At 41.9% G+C, this 15,063-nt stretch carries 17 protein-coding genes and 1 tRNA gene; 10 read left to right on the forward strand and 8 right to left on the reverse strand.

Annotated elements, in window-relative coordinates:
- Positions 1 to 18 precede the first annotated feature (18 nt).
- On the forward strand, positions 19 to 1,068 hold the full coding sequence (gene crtR / locus SOI84_RS04735) for a beta-carotene hydroxylase (RefSeq protein WP_320675254.1): 1,050 nt from the start codon (positions 19 to 21) through the stop codon (positions 1,066 to 1,068).
- Here the strand turns inward: crtR and gatC are convergent.
- Together gatC and SOI84_RS04745 are read right to left on the reverse strand one after the other, a co-directional pair.
- Entirely contained in the window at positions 1,065 to 1,358 is a 294-nt protein-coding gene (gatC, locus tag SOI84_RS04740; RefSeq protein WP_320675255.1) for an Asp-tRNA(Asn)/Glu-tRNA(Gln) amidotransferase subunit GatC, read from the reverse strand. The genes crtR and gatC overlap by 4 nt on opposite strands.
- Positions 1,351 to 2,142: a creatininase family protein gene (locus tag SOI84_RS04745; protein ID WP_414153618.1), complete on the reverse strand. Its 792-nt coding sequence runs from the start codon at positions 2,140 to 2,142 to the stop codon at positions 1,351 to 1,353. The genes gatC and SOI84_RS04745 overlap by 8 nt, the downstream gene beginning before the upstream one ends.
- Positions 2,143 to 2,302: 160 nt before the next feature.
- Here SOI84_RS04745 and SOI84_RS04750 point away from each other — a divergent pair, with 160 nt between their 5' ends.
- Together SOI84_RS04750 and SOI84_RS04755 are read left to right on the forward strand one after the other, a co-directional pair.
- Complete coding sequence (locus tag SOI84_RS04750) at positions 2,303 to 2,959, forward strand: DNA-3-methyladenine glycosylase (protein ID WP_320675257.1); 657 nt, start codon at positions 2,303 to 2,305, stop codon at positions 2,957 to 2,959.
- Entirely contained in the window at positions 2,952 to 3,959 is a 1,008-nt protein-coding gene (locus SOI84_RS04755) for an aspartate carbamoyltransferase catalytic subunit (RefSeq protein WP_320675258.1), read from the forward strand. The genes SOI84_RS04750 and SOI84_RS04755 overlap by 8 nt, the downstream gene beginning before the upstream one ends.
- A 113-nt stretch (positions 3,960 to 4,072) precedes the next feature.
- On the opposite strand, the gene SOI84_RS04760 is transcribed toward SOI84_RS04755, so the two are convergent.
- From SOI84_RS04760 to SOI84_RS04775, 4 genes are all read right to left on the reverse strand, one after another.
- Positions 4,073 to 4,414: a DUF565 domain-containing protein gene (locus SOI84_RS04760; protein ID WP_320675259.1), complete on the reverse strand. Its 342-nt coding sequence runs from the start codon at positions 4,412 to 4,414 to the stop codon at positions 4,073 to 4,075.
- A gap of 136 nt (positions 4,415 to 4,550) precedes the next feature.
- On the reverse strand, positions 4,551 to 4,751 hold the full coding sequence (locus tag SOI84_RS04765) for a hypothetical protein (RefSeq protein WP_320675260.1): 201 nt from the start codon (positions 4,749 to 4,751) through the stop codon (positions 4,551 to 4,553).
- Positions 4,752 to 4,760: 9 nt separating this feature from the next.
- Positions 4,761 to 4,958: a hypothetical protein gene (locus tag SOI84_RS04770; RefSeq protein WP_320675261.1), complete on the reverse strand. Its 198-nt coding sequence runs from the start codon at positions 4,956 to 4,958 to the stop codon at positions 4,761 to 4,763.
- A 131-nt stretch (positions 4,959 to 5,089) separates the two neighbouring features.
- Positions 5,090 to 5,162: transfer RNA gene (locus SOI84_RS04775), tRNA-Ala, on the reverse strand.
- 61 nt (positions 5,163 to 5,223) lie between these two features.
- Between SOI84_RS04775 and SOI84_RS04780 the strand changes: the two genes are divergently transcribed.
- From SOI84_RS04780 to SOI84_RS04805, 6 genes are all read left to right on the forward strand, one after another.
- Positions 5,224 to 5,463 carry a DUF2555 domain-containing protein gene (locus tag SOI84_RS04780; RefSeq protein WP_320675262.1) on the forward strand — a complete coding sequence of 80 codons (240 nt, stop codon included), beginning with the start codon at positions 5,224 to 5,226 and terminating at the stop codon, positions 5,461 to 5,463.
- Complete coding sequence (gene coaBC, locus SOI84_RS04785; protein ID WP_320675263.1) at positions 5,453 to 6,727, forward strand: bifunctional phosphopantothenoylcysteine decarboxylase/phosphopantothenate--cysteine ligase CoaBC; 1,275 nt, start codon at positions 5,453 to 5,455, stop codon at positions 6,725 to 6,727. Before SOI84_RS04780 ends, coaBC begins: the two co-directional genes overlap by 11 nt.
- Before the next feature lie 422 nt (positions 6,728 to 7,149).
- Positions 7,150 to 7,950: a photosystem II manganese-stabilizing polypeptide gene (gene psbO / locus SOI84_RS04790; protein ID WP_320675264.1), complete on the forward strand. Its 801-nt coding sequence runs from the start codon at positions 7,150 to 7,152 to the stop codon at positions 7,948 to 7,950.
- Between the two features lie 143 nt (positions 7,951 to 8,093).
- Positions 8,094 to 9,266, forward strand: a complete 1,173-nt coding sequence (sat, locus tag SOI84_RS04795) for a sulfate adenylyltransferase (RefSeq protein ID WP_320675265.1) — start codon at positions 8,094 to 8,096, stop codon at positions 9,264 to 9,266.
- Between the two features lie 46 nt (positions 9,267 to 9,312).
- On the forward strand, positions 9,313 to 11,160 hold the full coding sequence (gene ftsH3 / locus SOI84_RS04800) for an ATP-dependent zinc metalloprotease FtsH3 (RefSeq protein ID WP_320675267.1): 1,848 nt from the start codon (positions 9,313 to 9,315) through the stop codon (positions 11,158 to 11,160).
- A gap of 21 nt (positions 11,161 to 11,181) precedes the next feature.
- Positions 11,182 to 11,832 (forward strand): bifunctional 4-hydroxy-2-oxoglutarate aldolase/2-dehydro-3-deoxy-phosphogluconate aldolase, encoded by a 651-nt coding sequence (locus SOI84_RS04805; protein WP_320675268.1) that lies wholly within the window; start codon positions 11,182 to 11,184, stop codon positions 11,830 to 11,832.
- A gap of 127 nt (positions 11,833 to 11,959) precedes the next feature.
- On the opposite strand, the gene aroC is transcribed toward SOI84_RS04805, so the two are convergent.
- Positions 11,960 to 13,048 carry a chorismate synthase gene (gene aroC / locus SOI84_RS04810; protein ID WP_320675269.1) on the reverse strand — a complete coding sequence of 363 codons (1,089 nt, stop codon included), beginning with the start codon at positions 13,046 to 13,048 and terminating at the stop codon, positions 11,960 to 11,962.
- A gap of 617 nt (positions 13,049 to 13,665) precedes the next feature.
- Between aroC and SOI84_RS04815 the strand changes: the two genes are divergently transcribed.
- Positions 13,666 to 14,100, forward strand: a complete 435-nt coding sequence (locus tag SOI84_RS04815; protein ID WP_320675270.1) for a hypothetical protein — start codon at positions 13,666 to 13,668, stop codon at positions 14,098 to 14,100.
- A gap of 12 nt (positions 14,101 to 14,112) precedes the next feature.
- On the opposite strand, the gene SOI84_RS04820 is transcribed toward SOI84_RS04815, so the two are convergent.
- Complete coding sequence (locus SOI84_RS04820) at positions 14,113 to 15,027, reverse strand: aspartoacylase (RefSeq protein ID WP_320675361.1); 915 nt, start codon at positions 15,025 to 15,027, stop codon at positions 14,113 to 14,115.
- Positions 15,028 to 15,063 lie beyond the last annotated feature (36 nt).

Raw genomic sequence — 15,063 nt, forward strand, 5'->3', positions numbered from 1 at the left:
TTCCATTAATCAAATGCAATGACAAAAACAATATCTAATGAACTTGTGACCGATGAGCCAGAGCAGCATTTGCATTCCTCTTTTAACTGGCAAAAAGCTCTTAATAAATATGTAGATCCACCAAATCAATGGAATCCAACTCTAGGGCTATTTCTAGGAGGCTATGCCTTAGCAGCAATAACTATTTGGCAGTGGTACCAAGGGAATTGGCCACTACCACTGCTTGTTGGCTTTGCATTCCTTTCTCTTCACATGGAAGGGACCGTTATTCACGATGCATGCCATAACGCTGCACACCCAAATCGATGGGTCAATCAAGCCATGGGGCATGGTGCTGCCATATTGCTTGGTTTTAGCTTTCCTGTATTTACGAGAGTTCATCTTCAGCACCATTCTCATGTAAATGATCCCAAAAACGATCCTGATCACATCGTCAGTACTTTTGGGCCGGTTTGGTTAATTGCACCAAGATTTTTTTATCATGAATACTTTTTCTTCAAACGTCGCCTCTGGCGTCGTTATGAGCTTCTTCAATGGGGTCTAGAAAGAGGTCTATTTATTACAATTATCCTTGCTGGTATTCACTACAATTTCATGAATGTTATATACAATTTATGGTTTGGACCTGCACTTATGGTGGGGGTTACATTAGGAATATTTTTCGACTACCTTCCTCACAGGCCTTTTCTTTCTAAGAGTCGCTGGAAAAATGCAAGAGTATATCCAAGTAGAGTAATGAATTTATTAATAATGGGACAAAACTATCATCTAGTTCACCATCTTTGGCCTTCAATACCCTGGTTTGAGTATCAACCTGCCTATAATGCAACGAAGAAGTTACTTGACCAGAAAGGGTCCCCTCAAAGAATGGGTATATTTGAAACTAAGGAAGATGCTATGAATTTCATTTATGACGTATTTATTGGCATACGAAGTCATAAAAAGCGCAGAAGCAAAATGAGGCCGTTAGCAAAACTACTACCAACATTAGGATTACAAAGAAAGTGGATTAAACTTTTAAGACGAACTGCAGTTGCTCCTAATTACAATAGAAATTACTATAATTAGTCAGAAAGTATTTTAGGAACCCGAAAGAATTCACCCTCACGCTGAGGTCCTAAATCTAAAAGTTTATCTCTTATATTGGTAATCTTTGAAGTGTCATCTCTAGTAACATTGGTAACTTCTACAGCCCTGGTTGTTGCAGGCACATCTTGGGTGTCAATTTGCTGTAGTTGAGCTACGTATCCAAGTATCTTTTCAAGTTGCTCAGTATAAGATGAAATCTCTTCTTCCTTAAGCGCAAGTCGTGCAAGGATTGCGACTTTCTTTACATCTTCTTTTGTGATGTTACTCATGATAAATAAGAAATTGCTTTAGATCCTCAGTTAGAGAAGTGGCTGCAGTGCTAAGCAATGAAGAGCCATGTTCTGGCTTAGCTAAAAACGGATCTGAACCCATCCGACCATCAGGATATCTTTGACGAAAATCCTTAAAGCCATTAATAGGTCCAACAGGGGATGGATCGTCTAGCTTGCGTTGTTTTTGAATTAGCCTAGGTTTCAAGTGAAGTGTAAGGGATATTTCACTTGGAGTTGCATGCTGACCTTCCTTATCTCCATAAAGCTCCCTAGCCAGCGAAAAAACCGGGGCCACCAAAAACCAGCTTGCCAATTTACAACGCAATCGTGGAGCAACTAAAAGCCCGCGGTCAACTGCGGTCCCATAGGCTTGGGCAAATGCAGCCTTTGCTGTAGCAATATTCCCTCCATGGCCATTAATGACAAAAATCCTTTCAAATCCATGCCTGGCCAACGAAATAACCAAGTCATGAACAACTGTCATCAATGTTTCCGGCTTTAAACTCATTGTGCCTGGAAAACCTAGATGATGTTCTGCCATTCCATAAGGAAGAGCGGGAGCCACTAGGACTCCCGTGCGCCTCCCAACCTCTATCGCTACGGCCTCCGCTGTAAGTAAATCTGTACCGATAGCGCCTGTGGGGCCATGCTGTTCTGTTGACCCAATTGGCAAGATAATTCCCTTGCATTCCTCTAAATAAGCCTGTACCTCCGGCCATGTAAGCAAGTCAAGACGAATTAGATCGGGATCTTCCACTGGCCCTGGAACCTTAATGGTCAATGTCATTTCTATCTCTTGACCGATAAATCCAATTTAGTTCCAACTCCTATTACAGCAAGAGTCTTTCAAAAATCAAGTAAAAAACAGTTGCTGAAACTGCTTAGTGGAATAGTTTAGGGAAAGGGAAGTCCTGCTAATCGCAGTTCAAATAAGCAAGAAAATGAGTGCTAATCCGAAAACCCTAGAAGAGAGACTAAAGGTTGATAATGTGATACCCCTCTCTTTTTTTTCAAGACCTGCCGAAATAGTTGCTCCGGATTTAATCGGATGCAAATTAGTGAAGCGACAAAGCAATGGTGAAATCCTTTGGGGAGTCATTGTCGAGACAGAAGCATATTGTCAATCTGAACCTTCCTGTCATGGCTTCAATCGTAGAAGCGCTAGTAACGAAACACTATTTGGTCTACCTGGTCACTTGTACATATATCTAACTTATGGGATCTATCACTGCGTAAATGTAGTAACCGATAAACCGAATTGGGCTAGTGGCGTGCTTCTACGTGCGCTTGCATTGCCAAACGAAGACGAAAGGATTGCTTCTGGCCCTGGCCTACTTGCAAAACGCTTTGAATTAAATAGATCACATGACAATTTGCCTCTATTAAGTGAAAATAATATATGGATAGCATTTCAATCCCTAACTAATGAAAAAAATACTATTGTGAGAACAACAAGAATCGGAATTTCTAAAGCCGAATCGTTACCTTACCGTTGGTATCTAAAAGAAAGTCGGAGTGTTAGCAAACGTGCAAAGGGTGATCATTGTCCTAACAAATCTATTTCATGGAAACCTAGTCTAGGAATATCTCATGACTAATTGGAGACATAGACACGTAATTGATTTAGCCAGCTTCTCCTTAGAGGATTACCGAGAAGTCTTAGCATTAGCTGACCGATTTAGGGAAACGCCATCCACTGGAGCAAGAAGATTACCTGCATTGCAAGGACACTTAATTACAACTTTGTTCTTTGAGCCAAGCACAAGAACAAAAAGTAGTTTTGAACTAGCTGCAAGGCGTCTTTCTGCAGATGTTCAAAGTTTCACACCAACAAGTAGCTCTCTTGGTAAAGGGGAAAGCTTGTTAGATACTTCTCTTACATATGTTGCAATGGGAGCAGATGTACTTGTGGTCAGACATAAGGCAACTAATGTAGCAGCACAATTAGCACATGATCTTGAAAAAGCTGGTGAAAATACAGGGGTTCTAAATGCAGGAGATGGCCTACATAGTCATCCAAGTCAAGGGCTTCTTGATCTTTATACTTTGGCAAAGTATTTCAACCAAAAGAAACCAGAACCTGAAGTTCTTAAAGGAAAAACAATTGCGATTGTAGGCGATATTCTTCATTCTCGAGTTGCACGTTCTAATCTCTGGGCCTTAACAGCCTGTGGTGCAAATGTAATTCTTTGTGGTCCACCAAGTCTTCTTCCGGAAGAATTTCAAGATTTTGTAAAAGAGCCTCCTCCAGGGCAAGTATCTGATCCTGTGCTAAATCGTGGTGAAATATCTGTAACCAGAAAACTTTCGGACGCCTTGGCACCAGCAGATGCTGTAATGGCATTAAGACTACAAAAAGAAAGAATGCGTGAGAACCTGCTTTCGAGTCTTGATAGATTTCATCGTGATTATGGATTAACTCATGAGTGTCTTAAATTATGTAAAAGACCCATTCCTGTACTACATCCTGGCCCAGTTAATAGAGGCGTGGAAATTAGCAGCCAACTTCTTAATGATAAATCAATTTGTCTTGTAGAAGAACAGGTGCGTAATGGCATACCAATTAGGATGGCCTTGCTATACCTAATCTCGACGTAAGAAAGTATTAAGTACTACTTTATTCTTTTAATAAATTAAAAATGCCTCTAAGGTTTTCCTTATTATTCGACGGTTAAGTGTAATATATAAGGTTCTTCAAACAAGTACAGAAACTACAGAAGCTTAAAGCCTTCTAGTAAAAGTCCGTAAAGCAAACCAATACGCGCAACGTCAATTAACTGTCCCGAAATTCTCCCTCGTTTCTCAAAGATCCAAACTCCACGGGCTCTAACCATTATTTCCAAAATCAATACTGTAAAAAATGCTCCTATTGGATCCATTAAGGCCAAGACGCCATTGATCATTCCGATTGAACTGCCTATTAGAAAAGCTGAAAATAATACTATTAATAGTAACGAGAATCTCCTCCATGGATTAATAGTCCAACTTTCTAAGCGATCAATGGCCATACCAATGTTTCTATATAAACCGGTGTCCTGTAGTTTCCTGACCATCAGCTTTTATATCCAAAAATAAACGACTTAATCAACAGTGAATTAAACAAGTGGAAATAATTAGGATTTATACATCATCTGGAAAGTTTTTCAAAAAAGTTCTTCTTGTAAGTTCAATTTCAGAAGAAAGATTCTTTTAACCAGCTTTGGCATCTGCCTTTTTAGCTAACTTACCCTCTAGCAACTCAAGTAATGCCTCCATTTGCGCCATTACACCTCTTATTTCTCCAGCTTCAGGCAACATCCCTTCTTCTAAAACACCTTGGTGCATCTCACGAAGCTCCTGACGGATATACCTAAGGTGGCTCACCACCTGCTCACGCTTCGACTGAGACATAACAATTGATCAAACAGCTCTTGAATCCCATATCAACGAAGTGGGATAACCTTTTGGGCTAGGAAGAGTAAGTATCCCTGCCAAGGCAATAAAGCCAAATGTAAGAAGGGAACTTGGGCGTTGAACAACGCACAAGAATACAGTGGCTCCTAGACCAATCAATAGTGGAATCCTGTTAGATATTTTTAGCAGTGTTGAGCCTCTCATAAACTTATTGTGCCAAGGTTCACACATAGAGCAAGATAGTTAAGTAGGTTCTTAATCTCATTTGCTATTCAGAAACAACTGGTTTTTTTTTAAGCTAGTGATATAAAACAAGCACATCAAGTTAACAGTTATGGAGAATAGGGGATTCGAACCCCTGGCCTCTGCGGTGCGATCACAGCGCTCTACCAACTGAGCTAATTCCCCATCTTCCAGAAGCCTAACTTTCAAGGCAAAATGAGATTGATGAGAATGATAAACGAGTTCCATGGAGAATCCCAAAGGATTATTGGGGAAGGCCTCAAAACTGATCATCACAGAAGATCTTCAAGAGTTTGATGAAGAATCAGTGGCTCTTCTTGCCAAGCGATTAGAAGATGATGACTATCCAACCCCTTTTGACGGTTTAAACGATTGGCATCTGCTAAGGGCTATAGCCATCCATCACCCAGAACTTGCGGAGCCTTATCTGCATCTTTTAGACCAGGAACTTTTCGATGAGGAGTAAATCAACGAATCTTCTAAAGGGACGAAAGATACTTGTTGCAGCTAGTGGAAGTATTGCAGCTGTAAAAACCCCACTGCTAGTTAGCTCCCTAATTAAATCAGGTGCAGAAGTTAGATGTTTAATTACGCCGAGCGCGGCGCGACTTGTCAGTCCGCTATCCCTTGCAAGCCTTAGCAGAAACAAATGTTTTCAAGAAGAGGATCAGTGGAGTCCACAACAAGCAAAACCTTTGCATATTGCCCTTGCTGAATGGGCTGATCTAATAGTTGTAGCGCCACTTAGTGCATCTTCACTTGCAAGATGGTCGCAAGGCCTAGCAGAAGGTCTTTTGGCTAGTGTTTTGCTGGCCTTTGAAAAGCCAATTGTGGCAGCTGCCGCAATGAATACAGGTATGTGGGGCAATCAAGCGATTAAGGGTAACTGGGAAAGGCTAAAAACATTCAACAATCTCCTTTGCCTAGAACCTTCAGAAGGCTTGCTCGCTTGTGACCGGGTAGGTGAAGGTCGAATGGTTTCAAATGAACTGATTCAACTTGCAATAGAGAGTGCCTTTTTGCAAGCAAGCTCTGAAGGCAAAATCACGAAAGATTGGACTGGACTAAGACTATTAACAACTTCCGGTCCCACAGTTGAACCTTTAGATCCAGCAAGGCTACTAACTAATCGAAGCAGCGGAAAGATGGGTGTACTCCTAGCTCAAGCAGCCAAGCTAAGAGGAGCAAAAGTAGACCTGATACATGGTCCGCTACAAACACCAGAAGGCTTTTTAGAAGGTTTAACCACTTATCCGATAACAAATGCAAATCAAATGAAAGAGCTGCTGAATGAGCTCCAGAGAAGCGCCAATGCAGTCGTAATGGCTGCAGCAGTTGCGGATTTACGACTTCAGAGAGGTCAAAATAATAAAAAAGTCAGAAAAGAAGAGCTTCTTTCAACTATTCAAGAAGATTTAGAGCAAGTTCCAGACCTTTTAAAAGAGATGGCGACAAAACGCCTACCTGGACAAGTTCTACTAGGTTTTGCAGCCCTTTCCGGTGAAGACAGCGAGATTCAAAAACTTGGAGAGATGAAACGAGCGCAAAAAGATTGCGACCTATTAATGGCAAATCCAATCGATCGTGATGGGCAAGGATTTGAGGTCGATACAAACGGAGGGTGGTTACTAGGAAAAAATGGGTTGGTTCAATTGATGCCCGTTCAACCCAAACTTCAGCTTGCACATAAATTGTTAGATGCGTTATTGCTTTCCGGATTAAAAAATTAAAGGGATCAGGACCTCATCTTTTCGCAAATTCCCAAAGATCACAAAATTAACTACATAAGAACCCCCATTTCAAGCATTGGTTCGTTCCAACCTAAAAGAGAAAGAGAATCTAAGAACAGAAAAAAATCGATTTCGGCGGGCCTAAAAGCCAAAATCAAAACCCTAGATCCCTTGATTTATAAAATTAAGTTTCTAGAGCATCGAGACTCTCTTGCCAGACTCTTAGCTGTTCAAAACGGCCATTAATCAAGTATTAGAAGGCCTTGAGCTTAGTTTGAGAGGGTCATTATTACCCCTTTTACTAAGCGACGGGTTGTTGAGAGCTACAAAGGTCATTACCTAACTGTCATTTGACCCCTGTAAGATCCCAAAGACCCATTGGGTGGTAATACCCGCAGTAATCTGCCATCAGGCTTTCTCCCATGCTGTTTCGTCCCATGCTGGCCTTGGTGCTGGCTTTCTGTCTAACCTTTATAACTGCTCCTAGCAGTGCCTCAGCCGCATTCGTTCTAGGGAACGAAAGAGGTAATGCTCAATTTGGCAAAGTTGTAAATTCGGGCCAAGCTAATTCATGTAAAAGCATCAGTTCTGGCTCTACAGGTTCCATCAGCGCAGATGGAGGCTTTACAGATCTTTGCCTTCAACCAACTGAGATCTTTGTAAAGGTTGCTTCAAGCAAGCGCAAAAAAGCTGATTTTGTTCCTGCCAAAATCATCAGCCCAGCAAACAACACAGCAATTGATCAGGTTTATGGTGACCTGTCAGGCGGGAAATTCGCAGCAAAGGGTGGAATTGACTTCGCCCTCATAACTGTTCTCGCTCCAAGTGGAGTGGAATACCCGTTGGTCTTCTCTGTAAAAGACATGGTTGCTAGTGGCGATAAATCAATCGCTTCTGGAGCAGATTTTTCAGGTACAACACTGACTCCTAGTTATCGGACTGGTGACTTCCTTGATCCAAAAAGCCGAGCTAAAGATACCGGTGTTGAATATGCACAGGGCCTAATAGCTCTAGGTGGTGATGATGAAGATCTTGAAAGAGAAAACATCAAAAGAGACCTCACCGGCAATGGAGAAATAACTCTTTCAATCGAAAGCGTTGATTCATCAACAAATGAATTTGCTGGCTCCTTCGTTGCCATTCAACCCTCAGACAATGACCTTGGATCAAGAGATCCGGTAGACGTCAAGATCACCGGAACCCTCTACGGCCGTAAAGCTTGATCAGAACAAGCTAACCAGCCAGAAATTCAATAGATCCATCTAATCTGCATTAAAAAAGGGGGGCCAACCCCCCTTTTTTAATGCAGATTAGATGCTTTATTGCACCCGATCTGGGAGAATTTTGTCGCAATCCAAACACCAAAATGGGCGACCAAACAAATAAATCAAATCTGTCTAACGAAATAATTACTCCTTATGGAGGAAAACTGGTTGATTTAATGGTCCCTGAAGATCAGAAAGAAGCATTAAAAGACTCTGCAACAAAGACATTGGAATGCTCGGACCGAAATGCATGTGATGTGGAACTACTGGTAATAGGAGGATTCTCTCCAGAAAGAGGTTTCATGCTCAAAGCTGACTATGAAGCCGTCGTTAAAACAAATCGCACTACATCTGGATATTTATTTGGTTTACCTGTAGTCATGGATACAGACCGCGAAGACCTATTGGTAGGTGACAAGGTACTGCTTACTTATAAAGAGCAAAACATTGCAGTTCTAACTGTTGAAGAAAAATGGGAGCCTGACAAAGTAGTTGAGGCTAAAGGTTGTTATGGCACTACATCCTTAGAACATCCTGCTGTGAGAATGATTGCGTCAGAACGCAAGAGGTTTTACTTAGGAGGAGGTTTGCAAGGTCTGGAACTACCAAAAAGAGTTTTTCCCTGTAAAACCCCTAAAGAAGTTAGGAATGAGCTTCCTCTCGGCGAAGATGTAGTCGCCTTTCAATGTCGCAATCCTATTCATCGTGCCCACTACGAACTATTCACTAGGGCCCTTAATGCGAGCAACGTAAGTAAAAACGCTGTTGTTCTAGTTCACCCAACCTGTGGGCCTACACAGCAGGACGATATCCCTGGGTCTATCAGATTCCAAACCTATGAACGATTAGCCGCAGAAGTAAATAATTCTCGAATTCGATGGGCTTACCTGCCATATGCGATGCATATGGCAGGTCCTAGAGAAGCCTTGCAGCATATGATCATCCGACGAAACTATGGTTGCACTCATTTCATAATTGGCCGAGACATGGCTGGCTGCAAATCCTCTCTAAGTGGGGAAGACTTCTATGGAGCATATGATGCTCAAAATTTCGCCAGAGATTTTGCTCCAGAACTAGCCATGGAAACTGTTCCCTCCTTAAATCTAGTTTTTACAGAGGAGGAAGGTTATGTAACAGCCGAACATGCCGAAGCACGGGGGCTTCATGTAAAGAAACTGAGTGGAACACAATTCCGAAAAATGCTTAGGAGTGGTGAAGAAATACCAGAATGGTTTGCATTCAGGAGTGTGGTGGAAGTACTCAGAAACGCGTAAAGAGGGGTAGCCCTATTAACATTCAGTAATTAGCAGCAGAAGAACCTTGAACAAACGATGGCGCAATGTAGGCATTTATGTGCTGCTGGTAGTGTCTGTAATCTTTGTGGGAACTGCTTTCCTAGACAAACCAACAGCCTCCAATGCATCTCGATTATTGCGTTATAGCGATTTCATTGAAGCTGTAGAAGAGAACCAAATCAGTCGAGTTTTACTTTCTCCAGATCAAGGGACTGCTCAAATCGTAGAAAATGATGGTCAACGTTCAGAAGTAAATCTGGCACCTGATCAGGACCTCTTGAAACTCTTAAGTGAACATGATGTTGATATTGCAGTTCAACCAACAAGGCAGCCCAGTCCCTGGCAACAAGCAGCTAGCAGCTTGTTCTTTCCAATTTTGCTCTTAGGAGGACTTTTCTTCTTATTCCGTCGCGCCCAAGGAGGTAGTGGAGGGAATCCAGCAATGAATTTTGGCAAGAGCAAAGCAAGGCTCCAAATGGAACCTTCCACTCAAGTCACATTTGGAGATGTAGCCGGCATTGAAGGGGCAAAACTTGAGTTAACCGAAGTTGTGGACTTCCTTAAAAGTCCAGATCGTTTTACAGCTGTTGGAGCAAAAATCCCAAAAGGAGTTCTTTTGGTTGGACCTCCTGGGACTGGAAAAACTCTTTTAGCAAAGGCTGTTGCTGGAGAAGCTGATGTACCTTTTTTCTCAATCTCTGGATCCGAATTTGTAGAAATGTTTGTGGGTGTTGGCGCAAGCAGAGTGAGAGATTTGTTTGAACAAGCAAAAAAGAACTCACCATGCATTGTCTTCATTGATGAAATCGATGCTGTTGGCAGACAAAGAGGAGCAGGACTAGGAGGCGGGAATGATGAAAGAGAGCAAACGCTAAATCAACTGCTCACAGAAATGGATGGATTCGAAAGTAATACCGGGATAATTATTGTTGCCGCAACGAATAGACCTGATGTTCTTGATGCAGCTCTAATGCGTCCAGGTCGCTTTGACAGGCAAGTTGTTGTTGACCGTCCTGACTACCTTGGCAGATTGCAAATCCTGAAGGTACATGCTCGCGATAAAACCCTTTCAAAAGATGTTGACTTGGACAAGGTTGCAAGAAGAACTCCTGGTTTCACAGGTGCAGATCTTGCCAACTTGCTTAATGAAGCGGCCATCCTTGCCGCAAGGAGAGAATTAACTGAAGTTAGCAATGACGAAATCAGCGACGCAATTGAAAGGGTTATGGCAGGGCCTGAGAAAAAAGATCGTGTAATTAGTGATCGCCGAAAACGTCTCGTGGCCTACCACGAAGCCGGTCATGCACTAGTAGGAGCACTCATGCCTGACTATGATCCTGTTCAAAAGATATCTATTATTCCTCGAGGTCAAGCTGGTGGCCTTACATTTTTCACTCCTAGTGAGGAAAGAATGGAATCAGGTCTTTATTCCAGATCCTATTTGCAAAACCAAATGGCAGTTGCACTAGGAGGTCGTGTGGCTGAGGAAATCGTATATGGAGAAGATGAAGTAACCACTGGTGCATCAAATGACCTTCAACAAGTGGCTCAGGTTGCTCGGCAAATGATCACACGTTTTGGTATGAGTGACAAACTTGGGCCAGTAGCACTAGGGCGCTCGCAGGGGGGAATGTTTTTAGGAAGAGATATCGCAGCAGAACGTGATTTTTCAGAAGACACTGCAGCAACAATCGATGCTGAAGTCTCAGAACTTGTTGAGATAGCGTATTCTCGTGCTACCAAAGTATTGACGGATAATCGTTCTATTCTCGATGAATTAGCTGAAATGCTTGTTGAACAAGAAACAGTTGATTCGGAAGGACTACAAGAACTTCTAATTCGTCGTGATGTAAAGGTTGCAGAGTACGTCTAATTCACACAAAAAAATAATCACTTGAAGGCTAAAGAAGACACCTTTTTATCCTCACTAAGAAAGCTACCTATTGTAGTGATAATAAGACCTCGAAAAGAAGATCTAGAAGCCATTAGTTCCTACAGGCCATTTTTTGATCTAATCAAACAACTTGTTGATATCGATATACAACATATAGAAATAGCCTGGTCCGAACATCCCGGTTGGGCCAACCTAATAAAAGATATCCAGAAATCTTTCCCGGAAATAATATTAGGAGCTGCGTCAATTACTAATCCAGTGGCTCTTGAAACTGTTTCGGAACTTGGCCTTAACTATGCAATGTCACCTTTTTGGAATCCAACTCTCCAAAAAAACGCAGAAGAATTAAACCAACTGTTAATCCCAGGTGCTTTCAGCCCTAGTGAAATCTGCGATGCCTATACCTTTGGTTGTAAGTTAATTAAACTTTTCCCTGCGACTACACTAGGGTTTTCTTATTGGTCTCAAATTAAAACAACCTTCACATCTCCACCATTTGTAATTGCAGCTGGCGGGATAAAAGTTGAAGATATAACCCTATGGTTATCAAAAGGGTATGATGCAATTGTTATAGGAAGAAATCTAATTGATAATGGAAAAATTGAGCCAAACTTTAAGCAGGTTGTCAAACAAATAAAATGCTTAGCCTGATCTCACAATTTAAGAAGGATGACAATCAAATTTGTTAACAGATAAAGAGAGGAAATGAAATCGCGAATATAAAAATAGAACGGCAAAATAATAACTAATTCTAGTGTCAAACCTTATTACCACTTGTCTACCATAGTGAACACTGTCCGCGTTGACGCAAAAGATGGTCAGCAAGCGTGATTGCAACCATTGCTTCCACCATTGGCACTGCTCTAGGCAACACACAAGGATCATGACGTCCTTTACTTTTTAAAACGGTTGGATTCCCTAAGGAATCAACCGTAGATTGCTCTTTGCGTATTGTCGCTGTTGGCTTAAAGGCCACTCTTATAACAATCGGTTCTCCGTTACTAATACCTCCCTGGATTCCACCTGAATTATTAGTCGCCGTTCTAAATCGGTCGCCTTCGCTTGGCAAAAAAGCATCATTATGTTCACTCCCTTTAGCAAAGGTACCTGCGAATCCAGATCCAACTTCAAATCCCTTACTGGCAGGTAACGACATTACAGCCTTAGCCAAGTCAGCCTCCAACTTGTCAAATACAGGCATACCAAGCCCAACAGGAGGATTCGTAACAACACACTCGATAACACCTCCACATGAATCTCCTTCTCGATTTATCTCTTCTATATGTTTAATCATTTGCTGAGCGACCTCACTATTGGGACAGCGAACAATATTTGCCTCAACATCTTCTAAGGAGACATGGTTTGGGTCTATTTCAGCTTCAATAGTATGAATCCTTTTTACCCAAGCCAATATATTTGTACAATTAACCTTTTTCAGCAATTGCTTAGCAATTGCTCCAGCCGCTACACGTCCGATTGTCTCTCTCGCCGAAGCTCTTCCCCCACCACTGCTAGCCTGAATTCCATACTTAATTTGATAAGTTGCATCAGCATGTGAGGGTCTAAAAGCATTGTTAATGTCCTTATAGTCTGCTGGTCGTTGATCCTTATTCCTAACCATCATTGCAATTGGAGTACCTAGAGTCGTGTTCTCTATTAACCCGCTCAAAATCTCTACATAATCATCTTCTTTCCTAGGAGTAGTGATTTTACTTTGCCCAGGTTTACGCCTATCAAGTTCAGCTTGAATCTTCTGTAGATCAAGCTCTAACCTAGGAGGACAACCTTCTATAACAACCCCAACAGCCCCTCCATGTGACTCGCCAAAGGTGCTTATTCGAAACATCTCGCCAAAAGTACTGCCCATAAATCAATCTGTAATGCCTAAAAGAATAAAGAATCAGCCGACCTTTATCTTGCCCTTCAACCCAACATTTAACCCCAATTAGCTGTTCGCATTGACAAACGCCATCTCAAAAAACCACCGTAAAAGCGGAGGTTTTGAGCAATTATCCTGTTGTGCTAGTTAATTTTAGCCCAAGGCAATGCATTGAAATGGAGCGAATGACTTGAAGAACTAGAGCAAAAAGCATTGCCAAGGAAAAGTTAGGACTGCGGGCTTTGTGAAAGAATCCTATTTGCAGTTCAGCCGACCAAACCTAACCGTGAGCACCCTCAATGGTGCAGGTTTCCTCGTCGTCGTAAAACTGATACCCATAGTTGATAACTCAATTCAAATAGTCTGATGAATTCATGAAGAAATCATCAAAAACCATAGAACCAGGATTCACAACTTTGGGGTTAAAAGCAATGAAAAACGCCTTAACCAAAAGCCACCCCAAAAGACACTAGACTTAAAGGCTAAGAAAGCCTTAAGATTTCGTGGCATCTCTTCAGCGCTAACTTTGGTATTAATTCGTTGGTTATACGCAGGGCAGCACTTACAAGAAACCGTGCCTATTGCAATGGCGAAATATCGCCGCAATGAACTTGAAGCCCAGGGGGCTGTCATTTACTGGAGCGAAAGAGTGTTACCTTCCGAATAAGGCAAAGCTTTTAAGAGACTCCTTATCTCCTATGAACAGGTCTGTATCGAAGCTGATTAAATCCTTAGCCATTGGTATAGTTTTTTTTAATGCAAATGGATGTTCCCAAAAGGAGTCCGCTTCAAAAATAGAATTAAGCACGAGCTCTAGGGCTATAACCGAGTTAGATAAACGTATCTCCAAGCTGGAATCTCAGCTTGGGAAAAGCATCAATAAGCATGAAGCCTCTCAAAGTAAAGCTCCTGCAGGACCAATAACATCAATGACCTTTAGGCTAGGTACCAAGGATGATCGGCTAAGGATTTACTGGGCCGATGGTTCTAACAGTGACTTGCCCTGCACAAAAGAACAATCTATTTGGGTCTGTGGATGATCAAATAGATTGCTAACCCGAAAGCAGAGACTGAAGGGATCTCTTCCAGGGTTCTTTAATATCCCAAGATTCTTTTCGTGTAAGGCTCATAGATATTCTTTTCTCCGCATATGCTGCTTCATTAATAAATACTGGAACAACAGTTTCGTCATCGGAAAATCTCTCCACAAAACCATCTGAATGCAAAAACAAAGGAGTACCTTTCTTAATTGGTCGCCAATCATTACCGTGCAAACATTCATGCAAGCATGCAGTTGGAGATCCTTCAGAATCTCTTGGTAGATCTAAGCTTCCTAAATGGCGATGAACAACAATTTGGTCAGGAAAAGTTTCTTGACCAGATAGATTCTTTGAAATTTCCTCTAGACAAACTTCCAAAGCTAGAATTGTTTGCTTAATAATTAGTGGGTCCAAAAGATTCTGAGCAACTGGTCCAATCTCAAGGACTAAGCCACATGGCCAGCTCTCGACTAAAAACCCTTGTTGAGAAGAGTCATCTTCATGCAAGTAAATAGGGAGACCAAGACGAAACTGAATCAGTGACGCTAATGCCAAATCAGAAGGCCTCCGCCCATAAACAACCAAGCTGGTTCCCATAGAAGCAGTAGTGCTATGGCAATCAAGAACTAACTGACAAGGATTCACTCCATCTTTTCCATAGAGGTGTAAAAGTTCATTTGCCCGCCGAACCTCAATGTCTTTGCACTGAGAATCACTCAACAGGTCTTGAGAAAAGCTACGATTCAGATCACGATCTAAATATCTTTTCCCCTTCTGACAGGCAATTGGATTGCCAAGAACTTTTACGGTCCTAAGACCAAATACATCGATCAGGTCTGGTCTTTTTAACCACTGTTCAAAAAGCCACGGAGCATTAATTTCATTGCCATGGGTACCCGCCACCAAAAGCACCTGAAGGCTTGACATCATTTTTAAATAGCTATCTTCAGATTGGCGGAAATT

The sequence above is a fragment of the Prochlorococcus sp. MIT 1341 genome (assembly GCF_034092415.1).
Classification (GTDB): Bacteria; Cyanobacteriota; Cyanobacteriia; order PCC-6307; family Cyanobiaceae; genus AG-363-P08.